The organism is Paenibacillus sp. JNUCC32, assembly GCF_014863545.1.
GTDB classification, from domain to species: domain Bacteria; phylum Bacillota; class Bacilli; order Paenibacillales; family Paenibacillaceae; genus Paenibacillus_AQ; species Paenibacillus_AQ lautus_A.
In genome coordinates, this window is the sequence record NZ_CP062260.1 from 6,325,001 (window position 1) to 6,345,188 (window position 20,188).

The window sequence follows — 20,188 nt, forward strand, 5'->3', positions numbered from 1 at the left end:
ACCGGGATGGACGTACCGCTGGTGCACCAGTTGTTCCGCCAGGAGCATGGCTGGGTAGCTACGTACGGACGGGATAAGCGCTGAAAGCATCTAAGCGTGAAGCCCCCCTCAAGATGAGATTTCCCAGTATGTAAGACCCCTTGAAGACGACGAGGTAGATAGGTTGGAGGTGGAAGTGCAGCAATGCATGGAGCTGACCAATACTAATCGGTCGAGGGCTTATCCAAAAAACACCCCAAAAAGTGAAGCGAAGCTTTGAAGCAACGCCGAATACTTTTCGGGGACCCCGATACCACATCGGGTGAATGCTACGGATTCTAATGTGCTGCAAATATCGTTTCGTATCTAGTTTTCAGGTGATCAAGCATCTGAACCGTTTGGTGGCGATGGCGGAAGGGTTCCACGCGTTCCCATACCGAACACGACCGTTAAGCCTTCCAGCGCCGATGGTACTTGGACCGAAGGGTCCCGGGAGAGTAGGACGTCGCCAAGCGAACAACCATAAAGACCGTTATCGAGTAATCGATAGCGGTCTTTTCCTATATGCAGATAATTTGGGGATGTTGCCCCTTGATACGCGATGGGTAAAACTCCAAGAAAGCGGACTGAGATGGTTACTAAGACGAGTACCGACAATGAAGCTGTACTTGACAGGGAGTTGCTTTTTTCTTTAAACAACAGATTAAAAAATCAAAAAGGCGATCCTGCAGGGATCGTCATTTTGATTTCATTTGGAACTAAGAAAAGTATCATGATGAAATTGCCCTCGCTTGCCAGCAAACATCTTGTATCTTCATATACATCATGCACACTCTGTGTTCTCTCTGCGGACGGTGGCGATCCGTTCTTGGATAGCTGCCGCCCATGCATACATCTTACTGATTGAACTTCATGTTCTATGCTTCAACCACGTTCCTCTGTCCATAAGGAAGCACCGTAAGTGTAACGCTGCTAGGTTTGCCATGTCGGATAAAACCGATGACAACCTGCTCGCCAGGCTTCATCGATGTGACATGATCTTCCAGCTCATCATAACTGCGAATGACCTGGCCAGCCGCACTCGTAATGATATCGCCTTCCTCTAAGACACCGTCTGCTGGCGTGTGGGCAAACACCTCAACGACTTTGACGCCCTCTATGCCGTCACGACGGTATGTATAATGATTCATGCCGATCCAGCTGGACCAGAAAGTGGATCGGATATCTTGGCCAGTCTCCAGCACGCTCTCCATATTCCGCATGAATCGGTATGTACCGAAGGCCATGTTATCCATCATCATATACTCCCGCTCATTGGACCATAATCCTGTATACTCGATGCGGACCAAGGTGCCTTCTGTATGTGGTTCAATGGTCCAAATGGTAAGCTCCTGGTCTTCTCCCTTGAGCGTGAGTTTGCGGTAAGGCGTAAGCTCCTCAATCGTGCCGCTATAGGATACGCCCCAGCCGTAATCAAGAGAGACTTGACCGCCGACCTTCAGATCGATCTCACAATGGCGAGTCTCCCATCGATTGCGTTCTTGCGGATCGGTCAAGGCTTGCCATACACGATCGGGTGTTGTACGGATGACAATCTCCCGCTTAGCATGGTTAAAAATAGAGTCCATTCTTATGAGTCCTCCTCAAGATATTGTTTAAGTCTGCTTAACTTATTCTCCAGAATAGAGCCAAGCTCTTGTTGAAGCTCCGCATACCCCCGCTGAAAAGTCGGGGTGTTCAATCGGTAGTAGCAATACTTGCCTTCCCTTCGCTCTAGTAATAGCTCCTCTTCCAGCAAGATAGCAAGATGCTTTTTTACGGCGGGCTGTGAGATATGGAATGCCTTCACGATCTCCAGCTGAGGGAGCTCTTGATGAGCGACCATATTTAGGATTTTCCTTCGGATGGGATCGGAAATGGCGCGGTACATATCACTCATGGTTGGAATCCCCCATCTCTCCAAAATATAACCTTTTGGTTATATGAATGAGTTAAGTATAATTTTCCAACCTCTGAAAGTCAATACGAATTTTAAACGAAAAAGGGCTTTACACAACCAAGACACTAGTGTACTATTTAACTATAACACCGATACAAAAAGGAGTGGAACAAATAGATGAGCGGAAACGATTCAAATGAAATGGCAACAAATATAGAGAATGCTGCAACGGATTTAAAGAACGAATTACATGCTTCAGTTTCTACGGAGAGGAAGAATGCCAAGCAAGGTCCAGTCGTTCTGACCGTTGAACAGGTCACCAAGACGATTGGAAAGAAGAACATCGTCGACAAGCTATCCTTTGACATTCATCGAGGTGAAATCGTTGGTTTGCTTGGACCGAACGGCGCGGGCAAAACAACAACCATTCGAATGATTGTTGGGTTGATCGATATGAGCCAAGGCGATGTACTGGTAAAGGGACACAGCATCAAGAAGGACTTCGTTCAAGCCGTTCGTCATATCGGGGGCATCATCGAAAATCCGGAATTTTATCCGTACATGAGCGGTTATGACAACTTGAGACAGTATCAGCGAATGTCCGAGGGAGTGACGATCACAAGAATCATGGAGGTTGTTAAGCTTGTTGGGCTGCAGGACGCCATACACAAGAAGGTTCGTGCTTATTCCCTTGGTATGCGCCAACGATTAGGAATCGCGCAGGCTCTGCTCCACAATCCGTCCATCCTTATTCTCGATGAGCCGACGAACGGCCTGGATCCTGCCGGTATTCGCGAGATGCGGGATTATCTGAAGCAAATCGCCAGAGATGAGGGAATTGCCATTCTCGTATCCAGCCATCTGCTGTCGGAGATGGAGCTGATGTGCAGCCGCGTGGTTGTCATCCAGGAAGGCAAGTTCGTCACTGAGCGCTCAATCGGGGGGATGGTCGTGAATGAAGAGTTAACGACGGTAAGTCTCCGCGTAAATGACACAGCCATGGCGGAACAAACGGCTCAACATCTCAAAGACATCATTCTAATCAACTCCTCAGAGGAGGAGGGGATGATCACCCTTCAACTTCACGAAGAGGATATACCCACGCTGATCCAGTCACTGTGCGATGCACGCGTACGGATTTACCGGGTGGAAGAGATGAAGTCGTCGCTTGAAGAAGAATTCTTGAAATGGACAGGAGGCAACCGCATTGCGTAGCTTTGGAAATCTCGTCTGGAACGAATGGCTCAAAATGTTTAAGAAACGCAGCTTCTTCTTGCCATATGCGCTTTTGGCCGGAATGGTGATCTTCACGGCGTTCTTGCTCTATAAATTTTCCGATGGCGGCAGCACCGGCTATGAATTTGCCCAGATCGCTGTAACCACCAAGGGAATGGGGCAAGTGTTGACCCTGCTTGCCATTGTTGTTACGGCAGGAGCCGTAGCGAAGGAACACAGCATGGGAACCATCAAATTGCTGCTTATACGTGCACAGAGCCGCACCAAAATTTTGGCATCGAAATATGTGGCCGTATTGATTTACATCTTAACACTGGTGGCTTTCATGTTTGCTGTAGCCGTGCTGACCGGCCAAATTACGTTCGGCATGGATGTCGGCTCCGTTACGCTTGGCGATGTACTCATTGGAGCAGTGAACAACCTGGTGTATACGATCGTTTATGTAACGCTAACCTTTATGGTAGGCATTCTAACGAGATCCACCGGTCCTGCAATCGGTATCGGCATGTTCATGGTCATTATGGAAAGCATGGTGGTACAGCTGCTTGCGCGTTACTCCTGGTCTAAATACCTGCTGTTCCTGAATGTGGATCTTTCCCTGTACAGCGGTGGCGCAAGCTCCCCGGTACCAGGCATGAGCTTAACGTTCTCAATTATTGTGCTCGCTGTATATCTCCTCTTGTTTCTTGCGGCAGGCTTTGTTACGTTTAAAAAACGGGATGTCGCATAAGGAGCCTGAGTTCGAGGTAGAGCGGCGGAAAGGAGCAACCCGACAGTGAGTATCGAATTTGACAATAATCTGCCGATCTATTTACAGATCATGACGTATCTGAAGAAAGAAATCATCATCGGCAAACTTTTGCCCGGTGATAAAATCCCATCGGTTCGAGAATTAGCGAGTGAGCTTCAAATAAATCCAAACACGGTGCAGCGAACTTTTCAGGAATTGGAGCGTGAGGGTATTGTGGAGACGCGGCGGGGATTGGGCCGATACGTAACAAGCGAGGAATCGAAAATCATGGAAATCAAAAAAGAAATGGCCGGCGATCTGCTGGAACGGTTTATACGCGGCATGCAGGAGCTCGGCTTTAAAGATCAGGATATCATTACGATCGTGGAAGATGCTGTGAAGCAGCCATGATCCAAAAAGCGGAGGTGAGACCATGGTGGAAAATCTGTTACAGGTACGAAGCGTGACCAAAACGTATGCCGGTAAACGCAGAGCGCTGCATGATGTCAATCTGGATATCAGCGGAGGCAAAATCATCGGCTTGCTGGGTACCAACGGCAGCGGCAAGAGCACGCTGATGAAGATTGCGGCCGGTTTGATCCAGCCTACGGCAGGTGCCGTTTACGTGAACGGCAAACCCGTGGGGCTGGAGACCAAAGCCAGCGTGTCCTTCATGCCGGACCGGCCGATGACAGAATCCTGGATGAAGGTCTCGGATGCGGTGGCGTACTTCAAGGATTTTTATGAGGATTTTAATGTAGAGAAGGCAAACAGAATGCTGGACTTCATGAATTTAAAGACCAATGATCGCATCAGCTCCCTGTCCAAAGGGATGAATGAGCGCCTGCAGTTAACGCTCGCATTGTCCCGCGAAGCGAAGCTGTATATGCTGGATGAACCCATCGGCGGGGTGGATCCTGTAGCCCGTGGAAAAATTTTGGATGCCATCGTTGAATTCTACAACGAGGACAGCAGCATCATAGTTTCGACTCATCTTGTCCGGGACATCGAACGGATATTTGATGAAGTGATCTTCATTCGCAACGGCGAGGTTGCCATGCATGATGAAGTGGAGAACATCCGCCTAAAACACGGAAAAAGCATAGATGAGATGTTTAAAGAGGTGTATGCGGAATGATGAGACTGCTGAAATACGACTGGAAGAGAAACTCGACCACGCTGCTCGGCGCTTTTGCGATTCTTCTTATCGTGCAGATCGCGATTACGGTGACAGGTTCGATAAGAGATTGGGAGCTAGGATTGAGTTTCGGTTTAAGCATGCTGGCTTATGGCTCTGTGAGTGTTTTGCTCCTTGTGGTCACTGGCAAGAACTTCGGCTATAACATCAAGGCATATCACCGGCGTCTGCTCCCCGTCCGTTCCGTCTGGAGCGTGGTTTCCTCCCTTATTCTGGCGTGTGCGAGTTTACTGGCGCTGTGTCTACTGATGGCACTGCATTTGTGGTACTACTGGAACGTTGCCGGCATCCCATGGGAAATGATCCGTTTTTCCGATTATCCTGTTATGTATTATGTAGGTCTCGCCCTGTTGACGGCATGGAAATTCATCTTCCTGATGATTACGATATTTTTTGCCATTGCCGTGGCCAACAGCATCACGAAGAAAGGCAGCGTATGGATCGGCATTCTGGTGTTCTTTGTATTGCATAATGTCCTGTCCTGGATCAGCCAGCTGTTCTTCGGAGAAGAGGCAGCATGGGTTGGCCCGATGGCGACCATTTCCTTCGAGAATGAGGCTGATTTCACCGTATCTGCCGCGCAGTATACGTTAGCATGGGGCGCATTTGCTTTTGAGGTCATTGTGGCGGCCTTGATCCTATATGCCACGGTGTATCTCGTTGATCGGAAGGTTGAGGTTTAACTTAAAGAATATGAGGATTTAATACTATAAACGGACCAAAGAAACTGCCTATCCAAGGCAGTTTCTTTGGTATGAAGCGAGAAGGAAATCCGCTAGGAACACAGAACTAGAACCTTAGCAGTATGCCGCTATCAATCCATGGACTCCAATTTATAGGCAAGAGATAGCGGATAAAATTCGAAATATGATTTAAACATTATAACGTTATATTCACGTTCAGGATGTTCTGTGCTATGCTATAACCATGGTATTAAGATATAGCAATGCAAATCGGCAGGTACTGAAGAGGATTTAAGGCTGGTCCGGCAAGGCTGAAGGGGTGGAACGATGAAGATTTTGGAACAGCGTTTTGTTTTGCGCAACGTACAGACGGTGGATGAAGAGAAGCCTTTTGACATTGTCATGGAGAACGGGTTCATTACCGAAATAACGAATGCGAATACGGCATCGGGTGACAACGGTTTTGACGGTACGGGATTATATGTGTCCAGCGGTTGGATCGATATGCACGTCCATGCGGTCGCCAAGCTGGAGCCCTACGGCGATGCCATCGACGAGATCGGCGTTCAGCAAGGCGTCGCCACCATTATCGATGCAGGAAGCTGCGGCGCGGATACGATTGGAGAATTGGCAGCCGAGGTTGCCAGGGCCAAGACAAACGTGTTTGCTTTTTTGAATATTTCCCATATTGGACTTCAGCGGATCGACGAGCTTTCCAGTTTGGAATGGATCGATCCCGAGAAGGCAGCAAAAGCGGTATTGACGTATCCTGACCTGATCATCGGGCTCAAGGCAAGAATCAGCAAAAGCGTAGTGAAGGACAATGGCGTAGAGCCGCTTCGACTCGCAAGGAAACTGTCCGGGAAAACGGCCCTGCCGCTGATGGTTCATATCGGATCAGGGCCTCCTCCGATTGAGGAAGTGCTGGAGCTGCTTCAGAAGGACGACATAATCACTCATTATTTGAACGGGAAAGCCAACAATTTATTCGATTCGGGCGGAAAGCCGATTCCTGCCCTGACCGAAGCGATTGCCCGCGGCGTTCATCTGGATGTCGGCCATGGTACGGCGAGCTTCTCGTTCCTGGTGGCGGAGTATGCAAAAGCCCAAGGGATTAAGCCGGATACGATCAGCACCGATATTTATCGCGGCAATCGCATCCATGGTCCGGTGTACAGCCTGGCCAATGTCATGAGTAAGTTTCTGTATCTAGGATACGGCTTGCAGGAAGTGGTCGCTGCGGTAACGGACCATGCAGCCGCATGGCTGGGCCGTCCGGAGCTGGGCCGAATTCAAGTCGGCGACGCTGCCCACCTTACCCTGTTCGCGGTGCGGCAGGGACCGATGAGTTTGACCGATTCCGAAGGGGAGACCCGAATCGCTGACCGATATATCGAAGCCAAAGGAGTGGTAGTCAATGGATCATTCATTACATGCTAAATACGGGTTGAAACGCGTGGTGAACGCCAGCGGGCGCATGAGCATTCTTGGCGTGTCGGCACCGACGGATACCGTCATGGAAGCCATGCGGATCGGTGGACAGAGTTACGTGGAAATCGCGGATCTGGTAGATAAAGCAGGCGATTACATGGCGCGCATTCTCGGCTCCGAAGCGGCGGTTGTCGTCAATTCGGCTTCCAGCGGCATCGCTCTATCCGTGGCTGGAATCGTCACCGAGGGCAATCGCAGGCGCAGTGACCGACTGCATCAGGAGCCGATTGCGAAGAACGAGATCATCCTGTTTAAGGGGCATAATGTGCAGTATGGAGCTCCCGTCGAAACGATGGTTTATCTCGGAGGCGGCAAGGTCGTAGAGGTAGGGTACGCCAACGAAGGGCGTAAGGAGCATATCGCAGAGGCGATAAATGAACGGACCGCTGCCATTTTATACGTGAAGTCCCATCACTGCGTGCAGAAAAACATGATTTCGGTGGAAGAAGCGGCAGAAGTGGCCCAGGCACATGGAATACCGCTGATCGTGGATGCCGCTGCCGAGGAGGATATCCAGAAGTATGTGAAGTACGGAGATCTGGCTATTTACAGCGGTTCTAAGGCAATCGAAGGTCCGACCTCCGGTATAGTAGGCGGCAAGCGCCAATACGTGGAGTGGGTGAAGGCGCAGCTGCATGGCATTGGGCGGAGCATGAAGGTCGGCAAGGAAACGACGTTTGGATTGCTTCAGGCGCTGGATGAGTATATGGTGAAGGAAGATAAGAGCGAGTTGGAGAAGGCGGCACTGGAGGAAATGAAGTCCTTATCGAAATTGCCGGGCATTGAGGTTACGATCGTGCAGGACGAAGCGGGAAGAGCGATCTTCCGGGGACGCGTGAAGGTCAATGAGGAGGCGGCAGGGGTAAGCGCCAAATCCATGAACGATCAGCTGCGCGAAGGCGACATTGCGGTGTATACCCGGGATTACGGCGTACGCCAGGGGTATTTTGATATCGATCCTCGCTCGCTTTCCGGCGATGATTTGCAAGTCATTATAACGAGAATACAGCAGATTGCAGGGGGAAACTAAGATGGCAAACATGGAGAAACGTCTTTACAGAAACCGCGCGGCATTAAACGTTCTTGCAGGCAGCATTCAGAATGCGAAGGAAATATTCGAAGCTTCGGAAGGGCATGTGCTGGTCGGCGTATTGTCGAAAAATTACCCGAATGCGCAGGAAGCCGTCATCGCGATGAAGGAGTACGGGGCCGTCATCGAGGATGCGGTATCCATCGGCTTGGGCGCCGGCGATAACCGTCAAGCGGCGGTGGTCGCGGAGATCGTGAAGAGCTACCCGGGCACGCATATCAATCAGGTGTTTCCGGCGGTCGGTGCAACCCGTGCCAACCTGGGCGGCGAAGAAAGCTGGATCAACAGCCTCGTGTCCCCTTCGGGACAAGTGGGCTACGTGAACATATCTACCGGACCGGTGAGCGCTGCCGGATCGGACAAAGCCGTCGTCCCCGTAAAATCGGCAATCGCGCTTGTACGCGATATGGGCGGCAACGCACTGAAGTATTTCCCGATGCAGGGCTTGAAGCTGGAAGAGGAGTATCGTGCGGTAGCGAAGGCATGCGCGGAGGAAGGATTCGCGTTAGAGCCGACGGGCGGAATCGATAAAGAGAATTTTGAAGCCATCGTCCGCATCGCGTTCGAGGCAGGAGTACAGCAGGTCATCCCTCACGTATACTCCTCGATCATCGACTCGGCCAGCGGGGATACGATCATTAGCGACGTGCAAGAGCTGCACCTTAAGTTAAAAGCGCTGGTTGATCAGTATGCCTAAGACGATCGCTGCATTTGGCGAAGTGATGATGCGACTTCAAGTACCAGGGTATGCTTCCTTGGCACAAGAGAGCCACCTGAACTATTCCTTTTCCGGGACGGGCGTCAACATCGCGTCGGCCGTGGCAAGGTTCGGACATGCCGGGTACCTCGTCAGCACGCTTCCCGACAACCCGCTTGGCGAAGCGGCGATCTCATATCTGCGCAAGCTTGGGATCGGCACTTCGCTCATTAGCCGCGGGGGCAAATATGTCGGCATGTACTTCCTGGAGAATGGGTTTGGCGTTAGACCCGGTCGTGTGACCTATACGGATCGCCTGGGCAGCAGCTTTAATACGGCGGAGGATGCCATGTACGATTTCGATGCGATTGCCGAAAAGATCGACGTGATCCATTTTTGCGGCATCACCCTTTCCATGAACGACACCGTGCGGGGCCAGATGAAGGTCTTGGCTCGCAAGGTCAAGCAAAGCGGCGGAACGGTTGTGTTCGACTGCAACTACCGTCCTTCCTTATGGGGCGCGGACCGCTACGATTTTGCCAAGCCGCACTACGAGGAAATGCTGTCTTTGGCGGATATCGTCTTCATGAACGAGAAGGATGCCATCCATATCCTTGGCATGGAAACAACTCGGGAGGATCGGCACGAACAGCTGCAGGAGTTGATTCCGAAGGTGGCGGCGAAGTATAATATTACGGTTGCGTCGGGTACCCACCGCAAGATCAACGGGGACAATACCCATTCCCTGCAAGGCTATCTTTACACGGATGGAGCGTTTCATTTTTCCCAAACGTTGACGTTCTCCGTCCATGACCGCATCGGGGCGGGCGATGCCTATGCCAGCGGTGTGATTCATGGGATCTCGGAGGGATATGAGCCGGGCCGGACGGTTGATTTTGCCGCAGCGGCGGCGATGCTTGCCCATACCGTAACGGGAGATACGCCGACGGCAAACGAACGCGAAGTGCTTCAGGCGATGAGTCATCATATGTCTGACGTGGAGAGGTAGGAGGAAGCATGTCGATCACGCGGAAGAACGGTCCATTATACTTGCAAATCAAGAAGATCATTAAAGATCGGATTCTGCATGGGGTATATCCACTTGGTTCCCATATTCCTTCCGAGCCGCAGCTGGAACAGGAATTTAACGTCAGCAAAATGACGGTTCGCAATGCGATCCAGGAATTGTACCAGGAAGGGTATGTAGAGAAGCGGAGCGGTGTGGGAACGATCGTGACCCGGAACACGTCCTTTTCCAAGCTGTCCAAGGGGAAGCTGTTTACCGAGATTTTGGTTGAAGAGGGCCACCAGATCCGGAAGCGCCATCTGAAGACGGAATGGGTGCACAATGAACCGGATAGCGAATTGTTCCTGAAATTCGGTGAGCGGTGCCTGCTGATCGAGCGGCTGTATTTGCTGGACGGGAGCCCGTTTATCTACTACACCCATTACGTATCGTCCCTAGTGGACATGGGGGAGGAGTTCGATTCAAGCGAACTGCCGTCCTTGTATGAACGTATCGAGGAGAGTCAAATCACGCTGGAGAATTTCCGGGACCGTTTCCTGGCGACCGTGGCTAATGAGGAGATTGCCTCACTGCTGGGCGTAAGTGCCGGGACCCCGTTACTGAAGCGGTTGAGATCCTCCTACGACCAGACGGGCAGCATCATTGAATACAGCATCGGGTATTACAATACGGAGTTACAGCATTATTTGATCAGTTATGATGCTTAAGATACAGAAAACGACAGGAAGAAGTGGCCAAGAGACCGGTTTTAATCCGGAACGTTGGCTGCTTCTTTTTTTATTCCTTCGGTTGAATTGTTCTTCGGAAAAGGGCTATAAGCGATCGAAGAAGTGGGTACAATAAGAATACAGGCATAGCGCGAATCATTTGAGAAGTACCCTCTTGGCAAAATGAAAAAATGTGCTATAATGAGATCAAAGTCAAAGAAAGTCAAAGTCAACGAGAGGGTTCGCTGATTTTGATTATGGTTAATCAACGTATAAGCAAGGCTCTGTGCGGACGTGTAAGATCACTATCCGTCTTAACGTTTCAAACAGTGGAGGATGAACAGACCATGCGTAATATCTCTGATATTATCGAACAATACCTGAAGAGCATTTTGCAGGAAAGTCCGGAAGGAACCGTCGAAATTCAAAGGAACGATTTGGCGGAGCAATTTTCTTGCGTTCCTTCCCAGATCAATTACGTGATCAGCACTCGGTTCACGCTGGAGAAGGGCTTTCTTGTCGAGAGCAAGCGCGGCGGGGGCGGATACATACGCATTCAGCGTATCGAGCTTCCCCAGCATACTGCACTCCAGCAGCACCTTCATCATACCATCGGCAGCATGATTGACCAGACGGTAGCGGAAGGCTTGATCTACCAGCTGGAGGAATCCCGGTTTTTGACGAAGCGGGAGGCCAGCCTGATGCGGGCCGCCGTTTCAAGGGAATGCCTGAATGTGAAGCTTCCCTATCGGGATGAGCTGCGCGCAAGGATTATGAAGGCGATGCTGATTTCTTTATTAGGTAAGTGAGTCTGTGTAAGGAGGCATCGGAGTATGTTATGCCAAGAATGCGGTAAACGGCCGGCGACACTTCATTTCACCAAAATTGTGAACGGGGAGAAAACGGAGTTTCATTTTTGTGAAACTTGTGCCCGCGAAAAAGGGGAATTGATCCCCGGTACGTCGAATGGTTTTTCTATACACAGTTTGCTGTCAGGCCTGCTGGATCTGGATCCTTCAGGCAAGGGCCAGACCCCCGGTGCGAAAACGGCCCAGACGCTGCAATGCGAGGAATGCGGCATGACGTATTCCCAGTTCAGCAAGCTTGGCCGGTTCGGCTGCAGCTCGTGTTATAAATATTTCTCGGATCGATTGGATCCGTTGTTCAAGCGAGTCCATGGGGGAACTTCTCATGTGGGCAAAGTGCCGAAGCGTACCGGCGGCCGGATTCAGATCAAACGCCGGATCGATGAGCTTAAAAAGGAGCTTCAAATGAGGATCCTGCAGGAGGAATTTGAAGCGGCTGCCGAGATCCGGGACCAAATCCGCGAGCTGGAGCGTAACATTGCTCAGGGATAAGATCGTTACATTTTGCACTTTAGTAGGAGGAATGCGTGATGTCTAATCTCCGGTTTACCGATTCGGCGCTGAGCGAGTGGATGCGCGGAAACGGTCAGGATTCCGACATTGTCATCAGCACCCGCGTGAGGGTGGCGCGCAACCTGCAGCATCTTCCTTTCCCGCTGCTCGCAACGGATCAGCAGTCGGGAGAAGTGCTAGAGCGCCTGACCTATGTGTTAAAGGATAAGGAGGATTTGCAGGATTTCGGGCATTTGCATGTAATTAAATTAAGTGAGATTGATGAGCTGGATAAGAAGGTTCTCGTCGAGAAGCATCTGATCAGTCCCAATCTGGCAAATGAATCCCGAAATGGTGCCGTCATCCTTACCGAAGATGAATCCGTCAGCATTATGATCAATGAAGAGGATCACTTGCGCATACAGTGTCTGTATCCCGGATTTCAGGTTCGGGAGGCATGGAGCCGCGCGACGGCGCTGGATGATATCTTCGAATCCGAGATCGATTATGCTTTTGATGACAAACGGGGTTACCTAACGAGCTGTCCGACCAATGTCGGCACCGGCCTTCGCGCTTCGGTCATGATGCATCTGCCCGCGCTCGTCATGACGCAGCAGATCAATCGGATTCTCTCGGCCGTATCGCAGGTAGGCTTGACCGTTAGAGGAATATACGGCGAGGGCAGCGAAGCTTTAGGCAACCTGTTTCAAATCTCGAATCAGATTACGCTCGGGCAAACCGAGTCGGAGATCATCGAGAATCTTCACAGCGTGGCCCTGCAGATCATCGAGCACGAGAAGAATGCCAGGGCGCGGCTCCTTAGTGAATCCAAGCTCCGTATTACGGACCGGGTCATGCGTTCATACGGCATCCTGTCCTATGCAGCGGTCATGGATTCCAAGGAAGCGGCTCAGCGCTTGTCCGATGTTCGGTTAGGCGTGGATCTCGGCCTGCTGGAAGGCCCTGAAATTCCGGTCATGAACGAGCTGAACGTGAAGACGCAGCCCGGATTTCTCCAGAAGACCTATGGAGAGGGCATGAATCCTTCCGAACGCGATATGTACAGGGCTAAGCTCATTCGGGAGACATTGGGCAACCGTTAAGAAGTCGTTAGTTATTATTTCTCGGTTTACAGTTGGATGACGGTATAAACGTCTTAGCCGGCGATACACCGAAATCCGCGAGGTTCAATATATTAATTGAAACGTGGAGGTGCAATACTATGATGTTTGGCAGATTTACGGAACGCGCACAAAAGGTGCTTGCATTGGCTCAGGAAGAAGCGGTACGCCTGGGTCACAACAATATCGGCACAGAACATATCCTGCTTGGACTTATTCGTGAGGGAGACGGCATTGCAGCCAAAGCGCTGATCGGACTTGGACTTGGTCTTGAGAAAATCCAGGACGAAGTGGAGACATTAATCGGACGCGGACAGGAGCAGCCAACCAACATTGCTTACACGCCTAGAGCGAAAAAAGTGATTGAGCTCTCCATGGACGAAGCCCGTAAGCTTGGCCATACGTATGTGGGAACCGAGCATATTCTGCTGGGGTTGATTCGCGAGGGCGAAGGGGTTGCGGCACGCGTGCTGAACAACCTGGGCATCAGCCTGAACAAAGCCCGTCAACAGGTGCTGCAGCTGCTGGGCAGCAGCGAAGCGGTGTCTAGCCATCATGGCACGCCGCAGAACGTGAGCACGCCTACATTGGACAGTCTCGCTCGGGATCTGACCGCCATTGCCAAGGAAGGCAATCTGGATCCGGTCATTGGCCGCAGCAAAGAAATCGAGCGCGTGATTCAGGTGCTTAGCCGCCGGACCAAGAACAACCCGGTACTGATCGGTGAACCGGGAGTCGGTAAGACGGCGATCGCGGAAGGCTTGGCACAGCGCATCATTAACAATGAAATTCCGGAGACGCTGCGCGACAAACGCGTGATGACGCTGGATATGGGCTCAGTCGTAGCAGGTACGAAATACCGCGGGGAGTTTGAGGACCGCCTGAAAAAAATCATGGATGAGATTCGTCAAGCCGGCAACATCATTCTGTTCATCGATGAGCTGCATACCTTGATCGGCGCAGGCGGAGCAGAAGGAGCCATCGACGCTTCCAACATCCTTAAGCCTTCATTGGCGCGAGGAGAGCTTCAGTGCATCGGGGCTACCACGCTGGACGAATACCGCAAATACATTGAAAAAGACGCTGCACTTGAGCGCCGCTTCCAGCCGATCACGGTGGATCAACCGTCGCCGGAGGAAGCCATTCAGATCCTGTACGGTCTGCGTGACCGTTACGAAGCGCATCACCGCGTGAAAATTACCGACGAAGCGATTGAACAGGCCGTGAAATTGTCCGACCGCTACATTACGGACCGTTTCCTGCCGGATAAAGCGATTGACCTGATTGACGAGGCCGGTTCGAAAGTTCGTCTTCATACGTATACCATACCGCCAAATCTGAAAGATCAGGAAGCGCATCTGGAGGACATCCGCAAGGAGAAAGACGCAGCCGTCCAAAGCCAGGAATTCGAGAAAGCGGCAGCGCTGCGCGATACGGAGCAGAAGCTTCGCGAGGAGCTCGAAGTCACGAAGAACCAATGGAAAGAAAAACAAGGACGTACCGATTCCGAGGTAACGCCGGAGGACATCGCCGACGTTGTCGCCAACTGGACCGGTATTCCCGTCAATAAACTGAAGGAAGAAGAGACCGAGCGTCTTCTGAATCTGGAAGAAATCCTTCACAGCCGCGTAATCGGCCAAGAGGAAGCCGTCAAAGCCGTAAGCCGTGCGGTTCGCCGGGCACGCGCAGGACTGAAGGATCCGAAGCGCCCAATGGGCTCCTTCATCTTCCTGGGTCCTACCGGGGTAGGTAAAACCGAGCTGGCACGAGCTCTTGCCGAGGCCATGTTCGGAGATGAGAATGCGGTCGTGCGAATCGACATGTCCGAGTACATGGAGAAGCATTCCACGTCGCGTCTCGTCGGAGCGCCTCCGGGATATGTCGGCTACGAGGAAGGCGGTCAGCTGACCGAGAAAGTGCGCCGCAAGCCGTATTCCGTTGTCCTCCTCGATGAAATCGAGAAGGCGCACCCTGAAGTATTCAATATCCTGCTTCAAGTGCTGGAAGACGGACGCCTGACCGATTCGAAGGGCCGCGTGGTGGATTTCCGGAATACCCTGATCATCCTGACTTCCAACGTCGGGGCGGAAGCGATCAAGAAGAACTCCACGCTTGGATTTACCGCCGTGACGGATGCAGGCCGCGATTATAACAACATGAAAGGCAAAGTGATGGATGAGCTCAAGAAGAGCTTCCGTCCGGAGTTCTTGAACCGGATCGACGAGATCATCGTGTTCCACTCTCTGGAAGAGAAACACATTGCCGAAATCGTGACGCTGATGTCCGACGAGCTGCGTAAACGCCTGAAAGAATTCGAGGTGCATTTCGAACTCACGGACAAGGCGAAGGCCTTCATAGCGAAGGAAGGATACGATCCGGCCTTCGGTGCCCGTCCGCTGCGCCGGGCTATCCAGAAGCACATCGAGGATCGCCTTTCCGAGGAGCTGCTGAAAGGCAATGTGGCCAAGGGCGACTCGCTTGTCATCGATGAAGCGAACGGCGAACTGGTTGTGAACAAGAGTGAAGGTGTAACGGCCGCATCGGCCGAAACGGAATAAGATAAATAACATCACCCCGCTGGAGTCAAATCCGGCGGGGTTTTTGATTTAAATGTTAACGGAAGATGAAGGCTTTGTATGGGCAGATACATGGATGCTTAGAGGTTATATGGATGAATGGCATATTACGAAAACAGATCCCTCATGTATCAACCCAGCGGAGAGGAAGGAATCGTTCTGAAGAAGCGACAGCGGTCGCCTTTAAATTGATTTCGATTCCAGTTCCCTGGTTTTAACAGCGATCGCAAGAACGATCCGGCAGCGAAGCGAACGCGGTTTTTCAGCAGCAATTAACGCATGTTCACCCCCTGCTCCTTCAAATTTGAAACAAATCCATTTCATCCCGCGTAAAGTTTCCAATTAACCTTTACGTTGAATTATAAGAAATGGTAAACTTTGAGTAATGCCTGATTTTGCAGGGTTTTACGGAATCCGACAAATGATGCGCGACATAAAGGAGACTCACATGGCAAAAACTAAGACGAAATTTTTCTGTACCGAATGCGGCTATGAAGCGCCCAAATGGTTCGGAAAATGTCCGGGCTGCCAATCATGGAATTCCATGGTAGAGGAGACCGAGACGGTAATCAAGACCCAGGGGATGAATTCCCCTCTTTTTCATAGTAAAGAAAAACCCCTTTCCATCATAAATATAGAAAGCGGTAAAGAACCCAGAATCCAGACGGGCATTGCGGAATTGAACCGGGTGCTCGGGGGCGGGCTGGTCCCGGGCTCGCTCGTGCTAGTCGGCGGCGATCCCGGCATCGGGAAATCCACGCTCCTGCTTCAAGCCTCCAACCGACTGGCCCAGAACGGCATTCGCGTTCTGTACATTTCCGGTGAGGAATCCGTGCGCCAGACCAAACTGCGCGCTGACCGGCTCGGGGCGCTGTCCCCGGAGCTTTTTGTCCTCTGCGAAACCAATCTGGAATCGATCGAGGAAGCCATTGAGAACGTACAGCCTGGCTTCGTTGTCATCGACTCCATTCAGACGGTGTACTTGCCTGAGGTAACCAGCGCGCCGGGCAGCGTATCCCAGGTTCGGGAATGCACGGCCCGCTTTATGCGGCTGGCGAAGGTGAAAGGCATCGCGACCGTCCTTGTCGGACATGTGACAAAAGAAGGCGCCATTGCAGGTCCAAGGATGCTGGAGCACATGGTGGATTGTGTGCTTTATTTTGAAGGAGAGCGTCATCATACTTACCGCTTGCTTCGCGCGGTGAAGAATCGTTTCGGTTCGACGAATGAGATTGGCATTTTTGAGATGGGTGAGGATGGGCTTCGGGAAGTCGGGAATCCATCGGAGCTCTTTTTATCCGAACGGCCTTTGGGCGTAGCGGGTTCGACCGTAGTTGCAAGCATGGAGGGTACGCGCCCGGTTCTTGTAGAGCTGCAGGCGCTCATCTCCACGACGCACTTCCCGTCACCGCGCCGGATGGGCACAGGGGTGGACCATCACCGCATGAACCTGATCATTGCCGTGCTGGAGAAACGGATGGGGATGTACCTGCAAACCCAAGACGCCTACCTGAACGTAGCGGGCGGCGTGAAGCTCGATGAACCTGCGGTGGATCTGGCCATTGCGGTCAGCATCGCATCCAGCTTCCGCGACATACCGACCAAGCCGTACGACGTTATTTTTGGCGAGGTGGGGCTGACCGGCGAGGTTCGCGCCGTTTCAAGAGCGGAGCAGAGGGTAAGAGAAGCCGAGAAGCTGGGTTTTAAGCGGGTTCTCATGCCGGAGAAGAGTTTGAAGGGATGGAAGCATCCGAAAGGAATACAAATTATCGGAGTCAACACCGTTGCAGATGCATTAGCGGTTGCGTTAGATTAGGGGGCATACGAAGGTGAAAGAAACGAGCCAACTGGACAAAATGAATGATTTGCTGAAGCTGGTAGCACCGGGAACGCCGTTTCGCGACGGACTGGAGAACGTGCTGCGGGCGAAGACGGGCGCCCTGATCGTTGTAGGCTACAGCCCGGAGGTAATGGAAGTTGTCGACGGCGGCTTCTCCATTAACTGCGATTTTTCGCCAAACTATTTATACGAGCTCGCTAAGATGGACGGCGCCATCATCTTGAGTGAAGACTTAAAACGAATCTTATATGCGAATACCCAGCTGATCCCGGATTCCTCGATCTCTTCCATCGAGACAGGGATACGGCACAGAACGGCGGAGCGGGTGGCGAAGCAGACGGGCAAGCTGGTGGTGTCCATCTCGCAGCGCCGCAACATTATTACGCTGTACCAAGGCTCGCTGCGGTATGCATTGAAGGAAATCGGCGTCATCTTAACCAAGGCGAATCAGGCCATACAGACGCTGGAGCGATACCGCGTGGTGCTTAACCAATCGCTGACCAACCTCTCGGCATCCGAATTCGAAGAGCTGGTCACCATCCCGGAAGTCGTGAACGTCATACAGCGGGTCGAGATGGTGCTCCGCATCAAGAAGGAGATCAAGCGCTATATCAACGAGCTCGGCAACGAAGGCCGACTGATCAGCATGCAGATGGATGAGCTTGTGAGCAATATGGAGGAGGAGGCTTGGCTGCTGTATGCAGACTATGCCCGGGAGTACAGCGAGGAGAAGATCCGCGAGATCATTCTCGCGCTCAAGCGTTCAACGGATGAGGAGCTGCTGGACATTCACCATATCGTACGGCTTCTTGGATACCCGGCTTCCGCCGCTGCTTCGGAGGAAGAAATACTGCCGCGCGGTTACCGGATTTTGAACAAAATCCCGCGCCTTCCGAATGTGATCATCCGCAACCTGGTGGACCAGTTCCATGACTTATCCAGCATTATGACCGCTTCCATCCATGAGCTGGATGAAGTAGACGGGATCGGCGAGGTTCGGGCACGCACCATCAAAGAAGGCTTGAAACGCTTGCAGGAACAAGTATTCATTGACAGACAAATCTAAAAGCCCTACAATCGATGTTCGAACGTACATGAACGAGGTGAATATAAAAATGACGAAATCAATTCCGAACATGTTTACTTTAGGTAATCTGTTTCTCGGAATGATTGGTATCATCTTGGCGACGGAAGGTCGAACGAGTATGGCTGCCATTATGATTATCATTGCCATGCTCCTTGACGGACTGGATGGTCGGGTAGCTCGGGCCTTGAATGCCCAAAGCGAATTCGGCAAGGAACTTGACTCCTTGTCCGATGTGATTTCATTTGGCGTAGCACCGGCACTTATTATGTATACCGTAGCGTTTACGGATATTAATACCGCATTGGCTTGGACAGTGACCGCCATATTTCCGATGTGCGGCGCACTGCGGCTTGCAAGATTCAATGTTCGTCCGGGCATCCCGGGATATTTTATCGGCCTGCCGATCCCCGCAGCGGGAGGCGTGCTCGCCACCCTGGCGTTGTTCCATGAAGAGATTACAGCACCTTATATGATTTTTGCCGTACTATTGCTTTCTTACCTCATGGTTAGCTCAGTCAAGTACCCGAATTTCAAAAAGATCGGCATTCCGAAAACAGCGATTAAATTTACGCCTTTGGTCATCATTGGCGCCGTGATGGTAGCCGTGTTCTTTCCGGAGCAGACCTCCATGCTGATCTTCGTGCCTTTGGTGTTGTATGCTGGTTACGGCTTGAAGCAGAATTTCCGCAGGCTTAACCGTAAAAACCGTCGCAAAAAAGATGACCGCAATTCCGATGAAGCCTATCAGTCTTCGGACCGGTAAACGGATGCAAGGACATATATCCAAATAAAAAGCATTTATTTCCCTGCGAGGAGCAGCGAGATAAATGCTTTTTTTGTATGCATGGAGCACCTTGCCGTTAAGGTCCGTTTCGGTATGTAAGCGGCTTTTACGACAGGTTGAAGAGACCCAATGTGGAGCATTTCTGCGACTCCTTGACAACAACCTCATCCAGTTGAATGTCCAGAAGATTCGCAAGGGCAGACATATAAAATAGGTTGCGGCCAAGCTCGGTGCTTACCGCTTCGCGGCAATTCTCACACAGATGGCCTTCGACGTGCGTGCCTGCCAATTCCCGGGCTGATTCGAGATCAGCGCCGATATCGAAGGTTTGCTTCGTGGCGTGGAGCTCGATGCATCCGCATTCTGTGATGGCCTTGGTGACGGCCCGGTTGACTGAAGCATTGCTTTGACCATTTTTAGACAGAACATCCAAGAGACTGCGGTGACGGAGCAACAATTCGGAAACTTGGTCCTGAAAAGCCTGTAAACTAGGAGCGCTCATTTATACATCCACCTCGATATTATGAATTGAGTTCATTATATTCCACTACTTCAGCCGATTTCAACCAGTTTCAGGCGTGTAAAGGCGGTCAATTCCAGTTTTGAGGTCGATGTCAGTATACGTCAAAGCCTGATGGGTGTAGG

Annotated in this window: 20 protein-coding genes and 2 rRNA genes (1 of these 22 only partly in view); 19 read left to right on the forward strand and 3 right to left on the reverse strand. The window is 51.5% G+C overall.

Annotated elements, in window-relative coordinates; all coding sequences use genetic code 11:
* A 23S ribosomal RNA gene (locus tag JNUCC32_RS27835) occupies positions 1-227 on the forward strand; it begins 2,820 nt to the left of the window's first position.
* A 149-nt stretch (positions 228-376) separates the two neighbouring features.
* Positions 377-493: ribosomal RNA gene (gene rrf / locus JNUCC32_RS27840) — 5S ribosomal RNA — on the forward strand.
* A 403-nt stretch (positions 494-896) separates the two neighbouring features.
* Here rrf and JNUCC32_RS27845 read toward each other — a convergent pair.
* Together JNUCC32_RS27845 and JNUCC32_RS27850 are read right to left on the reverse strand one after the other, a co-directional pair.
* Positions 897-1,607, reverse strand: coding sequence for an SRPBCC family protein (locus JNUCC32_RS27845; protein WP_192570469.1), 711 nt, complete (start codon positions 1,605-1,607; stop codon positions 897-899).
* Between the two features lie 2 nt (positions 1,608-1,609).
* Positions 1,610-1,918 carry a metalloregulator ArsR/SmtB family transcription factor gene (locus JNUCC32_RS27850; protein ID WP_145041103.1) on the reverse strand — a complete coding sequence of 103 codons (309 nt, stop codon included), beginning with the start codon at positions 1,916-1,918 and terminating at the stop codon, positions 1,610-1,612.
* A 177-nt stretch (positions 1,919-2,095) separates the two neighbouring features.
* Between JNUCC32_RS27850 and JNUCC32_RS27855 the strand changes: the two genes are divergently transcribed.
* From JNUCC32_RS27855 to pssA, 17 genes are all read left to right on the forward strand, one after another.
* On the forward strand, positions 2,096-3,133 hold the full coding sequence (locus JNUCC32_RS27855; protein WP_192570470.1) for an ABC transporter ATP-binding protein: 1,038 nt from the start codon (positions 2,096-2,098) through the stop codon (positions 3,131-3,133).
* Positions 3,126-3,884, forward strand: a complete 759-nt coding sequence (locus JNUCC32_RS27860; RefSeq protein ID WP_192570471.1) for an ABC transporter permease — start codon at positions 3,126-3,128, stop codon at positions 3,882-3,884. Before JNUCC32_RS27855 ends, JNUCC32_RS27860 begins: the two co-directional genes overlap by 8 nt.
* 45 nt (positions 3,885-3,929) lie before the next feature.
* Complete coding sequence (locus JNUCC32_RS27865; RefSeq protein ID WP_009594678.1) at positions 3,930-4,295, forward strand: GntR family transcriptional regulator; 366 nt, start codon at positions 3,930-3,932, stop codon at positions 4,293-4,295.
* 22 nt (positions 4,296-4,317) lie between these two features.
* Positions 4,318-5,022, forward strand: coding sequence for an ABC transporter ATP-binding protein (locus JNUCC32_RS27870; protein ID WP_096777187.1), 705 nt, complete (start codon positions 4,318-4,320; stop codon positions 5,020-5,022).
* Entirely contained in the window at positions 5,019-5,765 is a 747-nt protein-coding gene (locus JNUCC32_RS27875; RefSeq protein ID WP_192570472.1) for a hypothetical protein, read from the forward strand. Before JNUCC32_RS27870 ends, JNUCC32_RS27875 begins: the two co-directional genes overlap by 4 nt.
* A gap of 336 nt (positions 5,766-6,101) precedes the next feature.
* Positions 6,102-7,205 (forward strand): amidohydrolase/deacetylase family metallohydrolase, encoded by a 1,104-nt coding sequence (locus JNUCC32_RS27880; protein ID WP_192572745.1) that lies wholly within the window; start codon positions 6,102-6,104, stop codon positions 7,203-7,205.
* Positions 7,183-8,286, forward strand: a complete 1,104-nt coding sequence (locus JNUCC32_RS27885) for a DgaE family pyridoxal phosphate-dependent ammonia lyase (protein WP_192570473.1) — start codon at positions 7,183-7,185, stop codon at positions 8,284-8,286. The genes JNUCC32_RS27880 and JNUCC32_RS27885 overlap by 23 nt, the downstream gene beginning before the upstream one ends.
* Before the next feature lies 1 nt (position 8,287).
* Positions 8,288-9,043 (forward strand): 2-dehydro-3-deoxy-phosphogluconate aldolase, encoded by a 756-nt coding sequence (gene dagF, locus JNUCC32_RS27890; protein ID WP_096777183.1) that lies wholly within the window; start codon positions 8,288-8,290, stop codon positions 9,041-9,043.
* Complete coding sequence (locus tag JNUCC32_RS27895; protein WP_192570474.1) at positions 9,036-10,052, forward strand: sugar kinase; 1,017 nt, start codon at positions 9,036-9,038, stop codon at positions 10,050-10,052. The genes dagF and JNUCC32_RS27895 overlap by 8 nt, the downstream gene beginning before the upstream one ends.
* Positions 10,053-10,060: 8 nt before the next feature.
* Positions 10,061-10,777, forward strand: coding sequence for a GntR family transcriptional regulator (locus JNUCC32_RS27900; protein ID WP_015737639.1), 717 nt, complete (start codon positions 10,061-10,063; stop codon positions 10,775-10,777).
* Positions 10,778-11,124: 347 nt separating this feature from the next.
* Positions 11,125-11,586: a CtsR family transcriptional regulator gene (locus JNUCC32_RS27905; RefSeq protein ID WP_009594675.1), complete on the forward strand. Its 462-nt coding sequence runs from the start codon at positions 11,125-11,127 to the stop codon at positions 11,584-11,586.
* Between the two features lie 24 nt (positions 11,587-11,610).
* The gene (locus JNUCC32_RS27910) at positions 11,611-12,135 is read left to right on the forward strand and encodes a protein-arginine kinase activator protein McsA (RefSeq protein WP_009594667.1); all 525 of its coding nucleotides are present in this window, start codon (positions 11,611-11,613) and stop codon (positions 12,133-12,135) included.
* Positions 12,136-12,173: 38 nt separating this feature from the next.
* Entirely contained in the window at positions 12,174-13,238 is a 1,065-nt protein-coding gene (locus tag JNUCC32_RS27915) for a protein-arginine kinase McsB (protein ID WP_192570475.1), read from the forward strand.
* Between the two features lie 119 nt (positions 13,239-13,357).
* A complete protein-coding gene (gene clpC, locus JNUCC32_RS27920) occupies positions 13,358-15,814 on the forward strand; it encodes an ATP-dependent protease ATP-binding subunit ClpC (RefSeq protein WP_096777181.1) in 2,457 nt (818 codons plus the stop codon).
* 466 nt (positions 15,815-16,280) lie between these two features.
* Entirely contained in the window at positions 16,281-17,648 is a 1,368-nt protein-coding gene (gene radA, locus JNUCC32_RS27925) for a DNA repair protein RadA (RefSeq protein WP_009594669.1), read from the forward strand.
* A 13-nt stretch (positions 17,649-17,661) separates the two neighbouring features.
* Positions 17,662-18,738 carry a DNA integrity scanning diadenylate cyclase DisA gene (gene disA, locus JNUCC32_RS27930; protein ID WP_009594677.1) on the forward strand — a complete coding sequence of 359 codons (1,077 nt, stop codon included), beginning with the start codon at positions 17,662-17,664 and terminating at the stop codon, positions 18,736-18,738.
* A 49-nt stretch (positions 18,739-18,787) separates the two neighbouring features.
* Positions 18,788-19,522 (forward strand): CDP-diacylglycerol--serine O-phosphatidyltransferase, encoded by a 735-nt coding sequence (gene pssA, locus JNUCC32_RS27935; RefSeq protein WP_228468840.1) that lies wholly within the window; start codon positions 18,788-18,790, stop codon positions 19,520-19,522.
* Between the two features lie 127 nt (positions 19,523-19,649).
* On the opposite strand, the gene JNUCC32_RS27940 is transcribed toward pssA, so the two are convergent.
* Positions 19,650-20,045 carry a nucleoside triphosphate pyrophosphohydrolase family protein gene (locus tag JNUCC32_RS27940; protein ID WP_009594665.1) on the reverse strand — a complete coding sequence of 132 codons (396 nt, stop codon included), beginning with the start codon at positions 20,043-20,045 and terminating at the stop codon, positions 19,650-19,652.
* Between the last annotated feature and the right edge of the window lie 143 nt (positions 20,046-20,188).

Coding starts and splice junctions, on each gene's coding strand:
- JNUCC32_RS27850 (WP_145041103.1), bottom strand. CDS start 1,918: ATGAGTGATATGTACCGCGCCATTTCCGATCCCATCCGAAGGAAAATC.
- JNUCC32_RS27895 (WP_192570474.1), top strand. CDS start 9,036: ATGCCTAAGACGATCGCTGCATTTGGCGAAGTGATGATGCGACTTCAA.
- pssA (WP_228468840.1), top strand. CDS start 18,788: ATGACGAAATCAATTCCGAACATGTTTACTTTAGGTAATCTGTTTCTC.
- JNUCC32_RS27885 (WP_192570473.1), top strand. CDS start 7,183: ATGGATCATTCATTACATGCTAAATACGGGTTGAAACGCGTGGTGAAC.
- dagF (WP_096777183.1), top strand. CDS start 8,288: ATGGCAAACATGGAGAAACGTCTTTACAGAAACCGCGCGGCATTAAAC.
- JNUCC32_RS27940 (WP_009594665.1), bottom strand. CDS start 20,045: ATGAGCGCTCCTAGTTTACAGGCTTTTCAGGACCAAGTTTCCGAATTG.
- JNUCC32_RS27855 (WP_192570470.1), top strand. CDS start 2,096: ATGAGCGGAAACGATTCAAATGAAATGGCAACAAATATAGAGAATGCT.
- JNUCC32_RS27905 (WP_009594675.1), top strand. CDS start 11,125: ATGCGTAATATCTCTGATATTATCGAACAATACCTGAAGAGCATTTTG.
- JNUCC32_RS27915 (WP_192570475.1), top strand. CDS start 12,174: ATGTCTAATCTCCGGTTTACCGATTCGGCGCTGAGCGAGTGGATGCGC.
- JNUCC32_RS27845 (WP_192570469.1), bottom strand. CDS start 1,607: ATGGACTCTATTTTTAACCATGCTAAGCGGGAGATTGTCATCCGTACA.
- JNUCC32_RS27900 (WP_015737639.1), top strand. CDS start 10,061: ATGTCGATCACGCGGAAGAACGGTCCATTATACTTGCAAATCAAGAAG.
- JNUCC32_RS27870 (WP_096777187.1), top strand. CDS start 4,318: ATGGTGGAAAATCTGTTACAGGTACGAAGCGTGACCAAAACGTATGCC.
- clpC (WP_096777181.1), top strand. CDS start 13,358: ATGATGTTTGGCAGATTTACGGAACGCGCACAAAAGGTGCTTGCATTG.
- JNUCC32_RS27910 (WP_009594667.1), top strand. CDS start 11,611: ATGTTATGCCAAGAATGCGGTAAACGGCCGGCGACACTTCATTTCACC.
- radA (WP_009594669.1), top strand. CDS start 16,281: ATGGCAAAAACTAAGACGAAATTTTTCTGTACCGAATGCGGCTATGAA.
- JNUCC32_RS27875 (WP_192570472.1), top strand. CDS start 5,019: ATGATGAGACTGCTGAAATACGACTGGAAGAGAAACTCGACCACGCTG.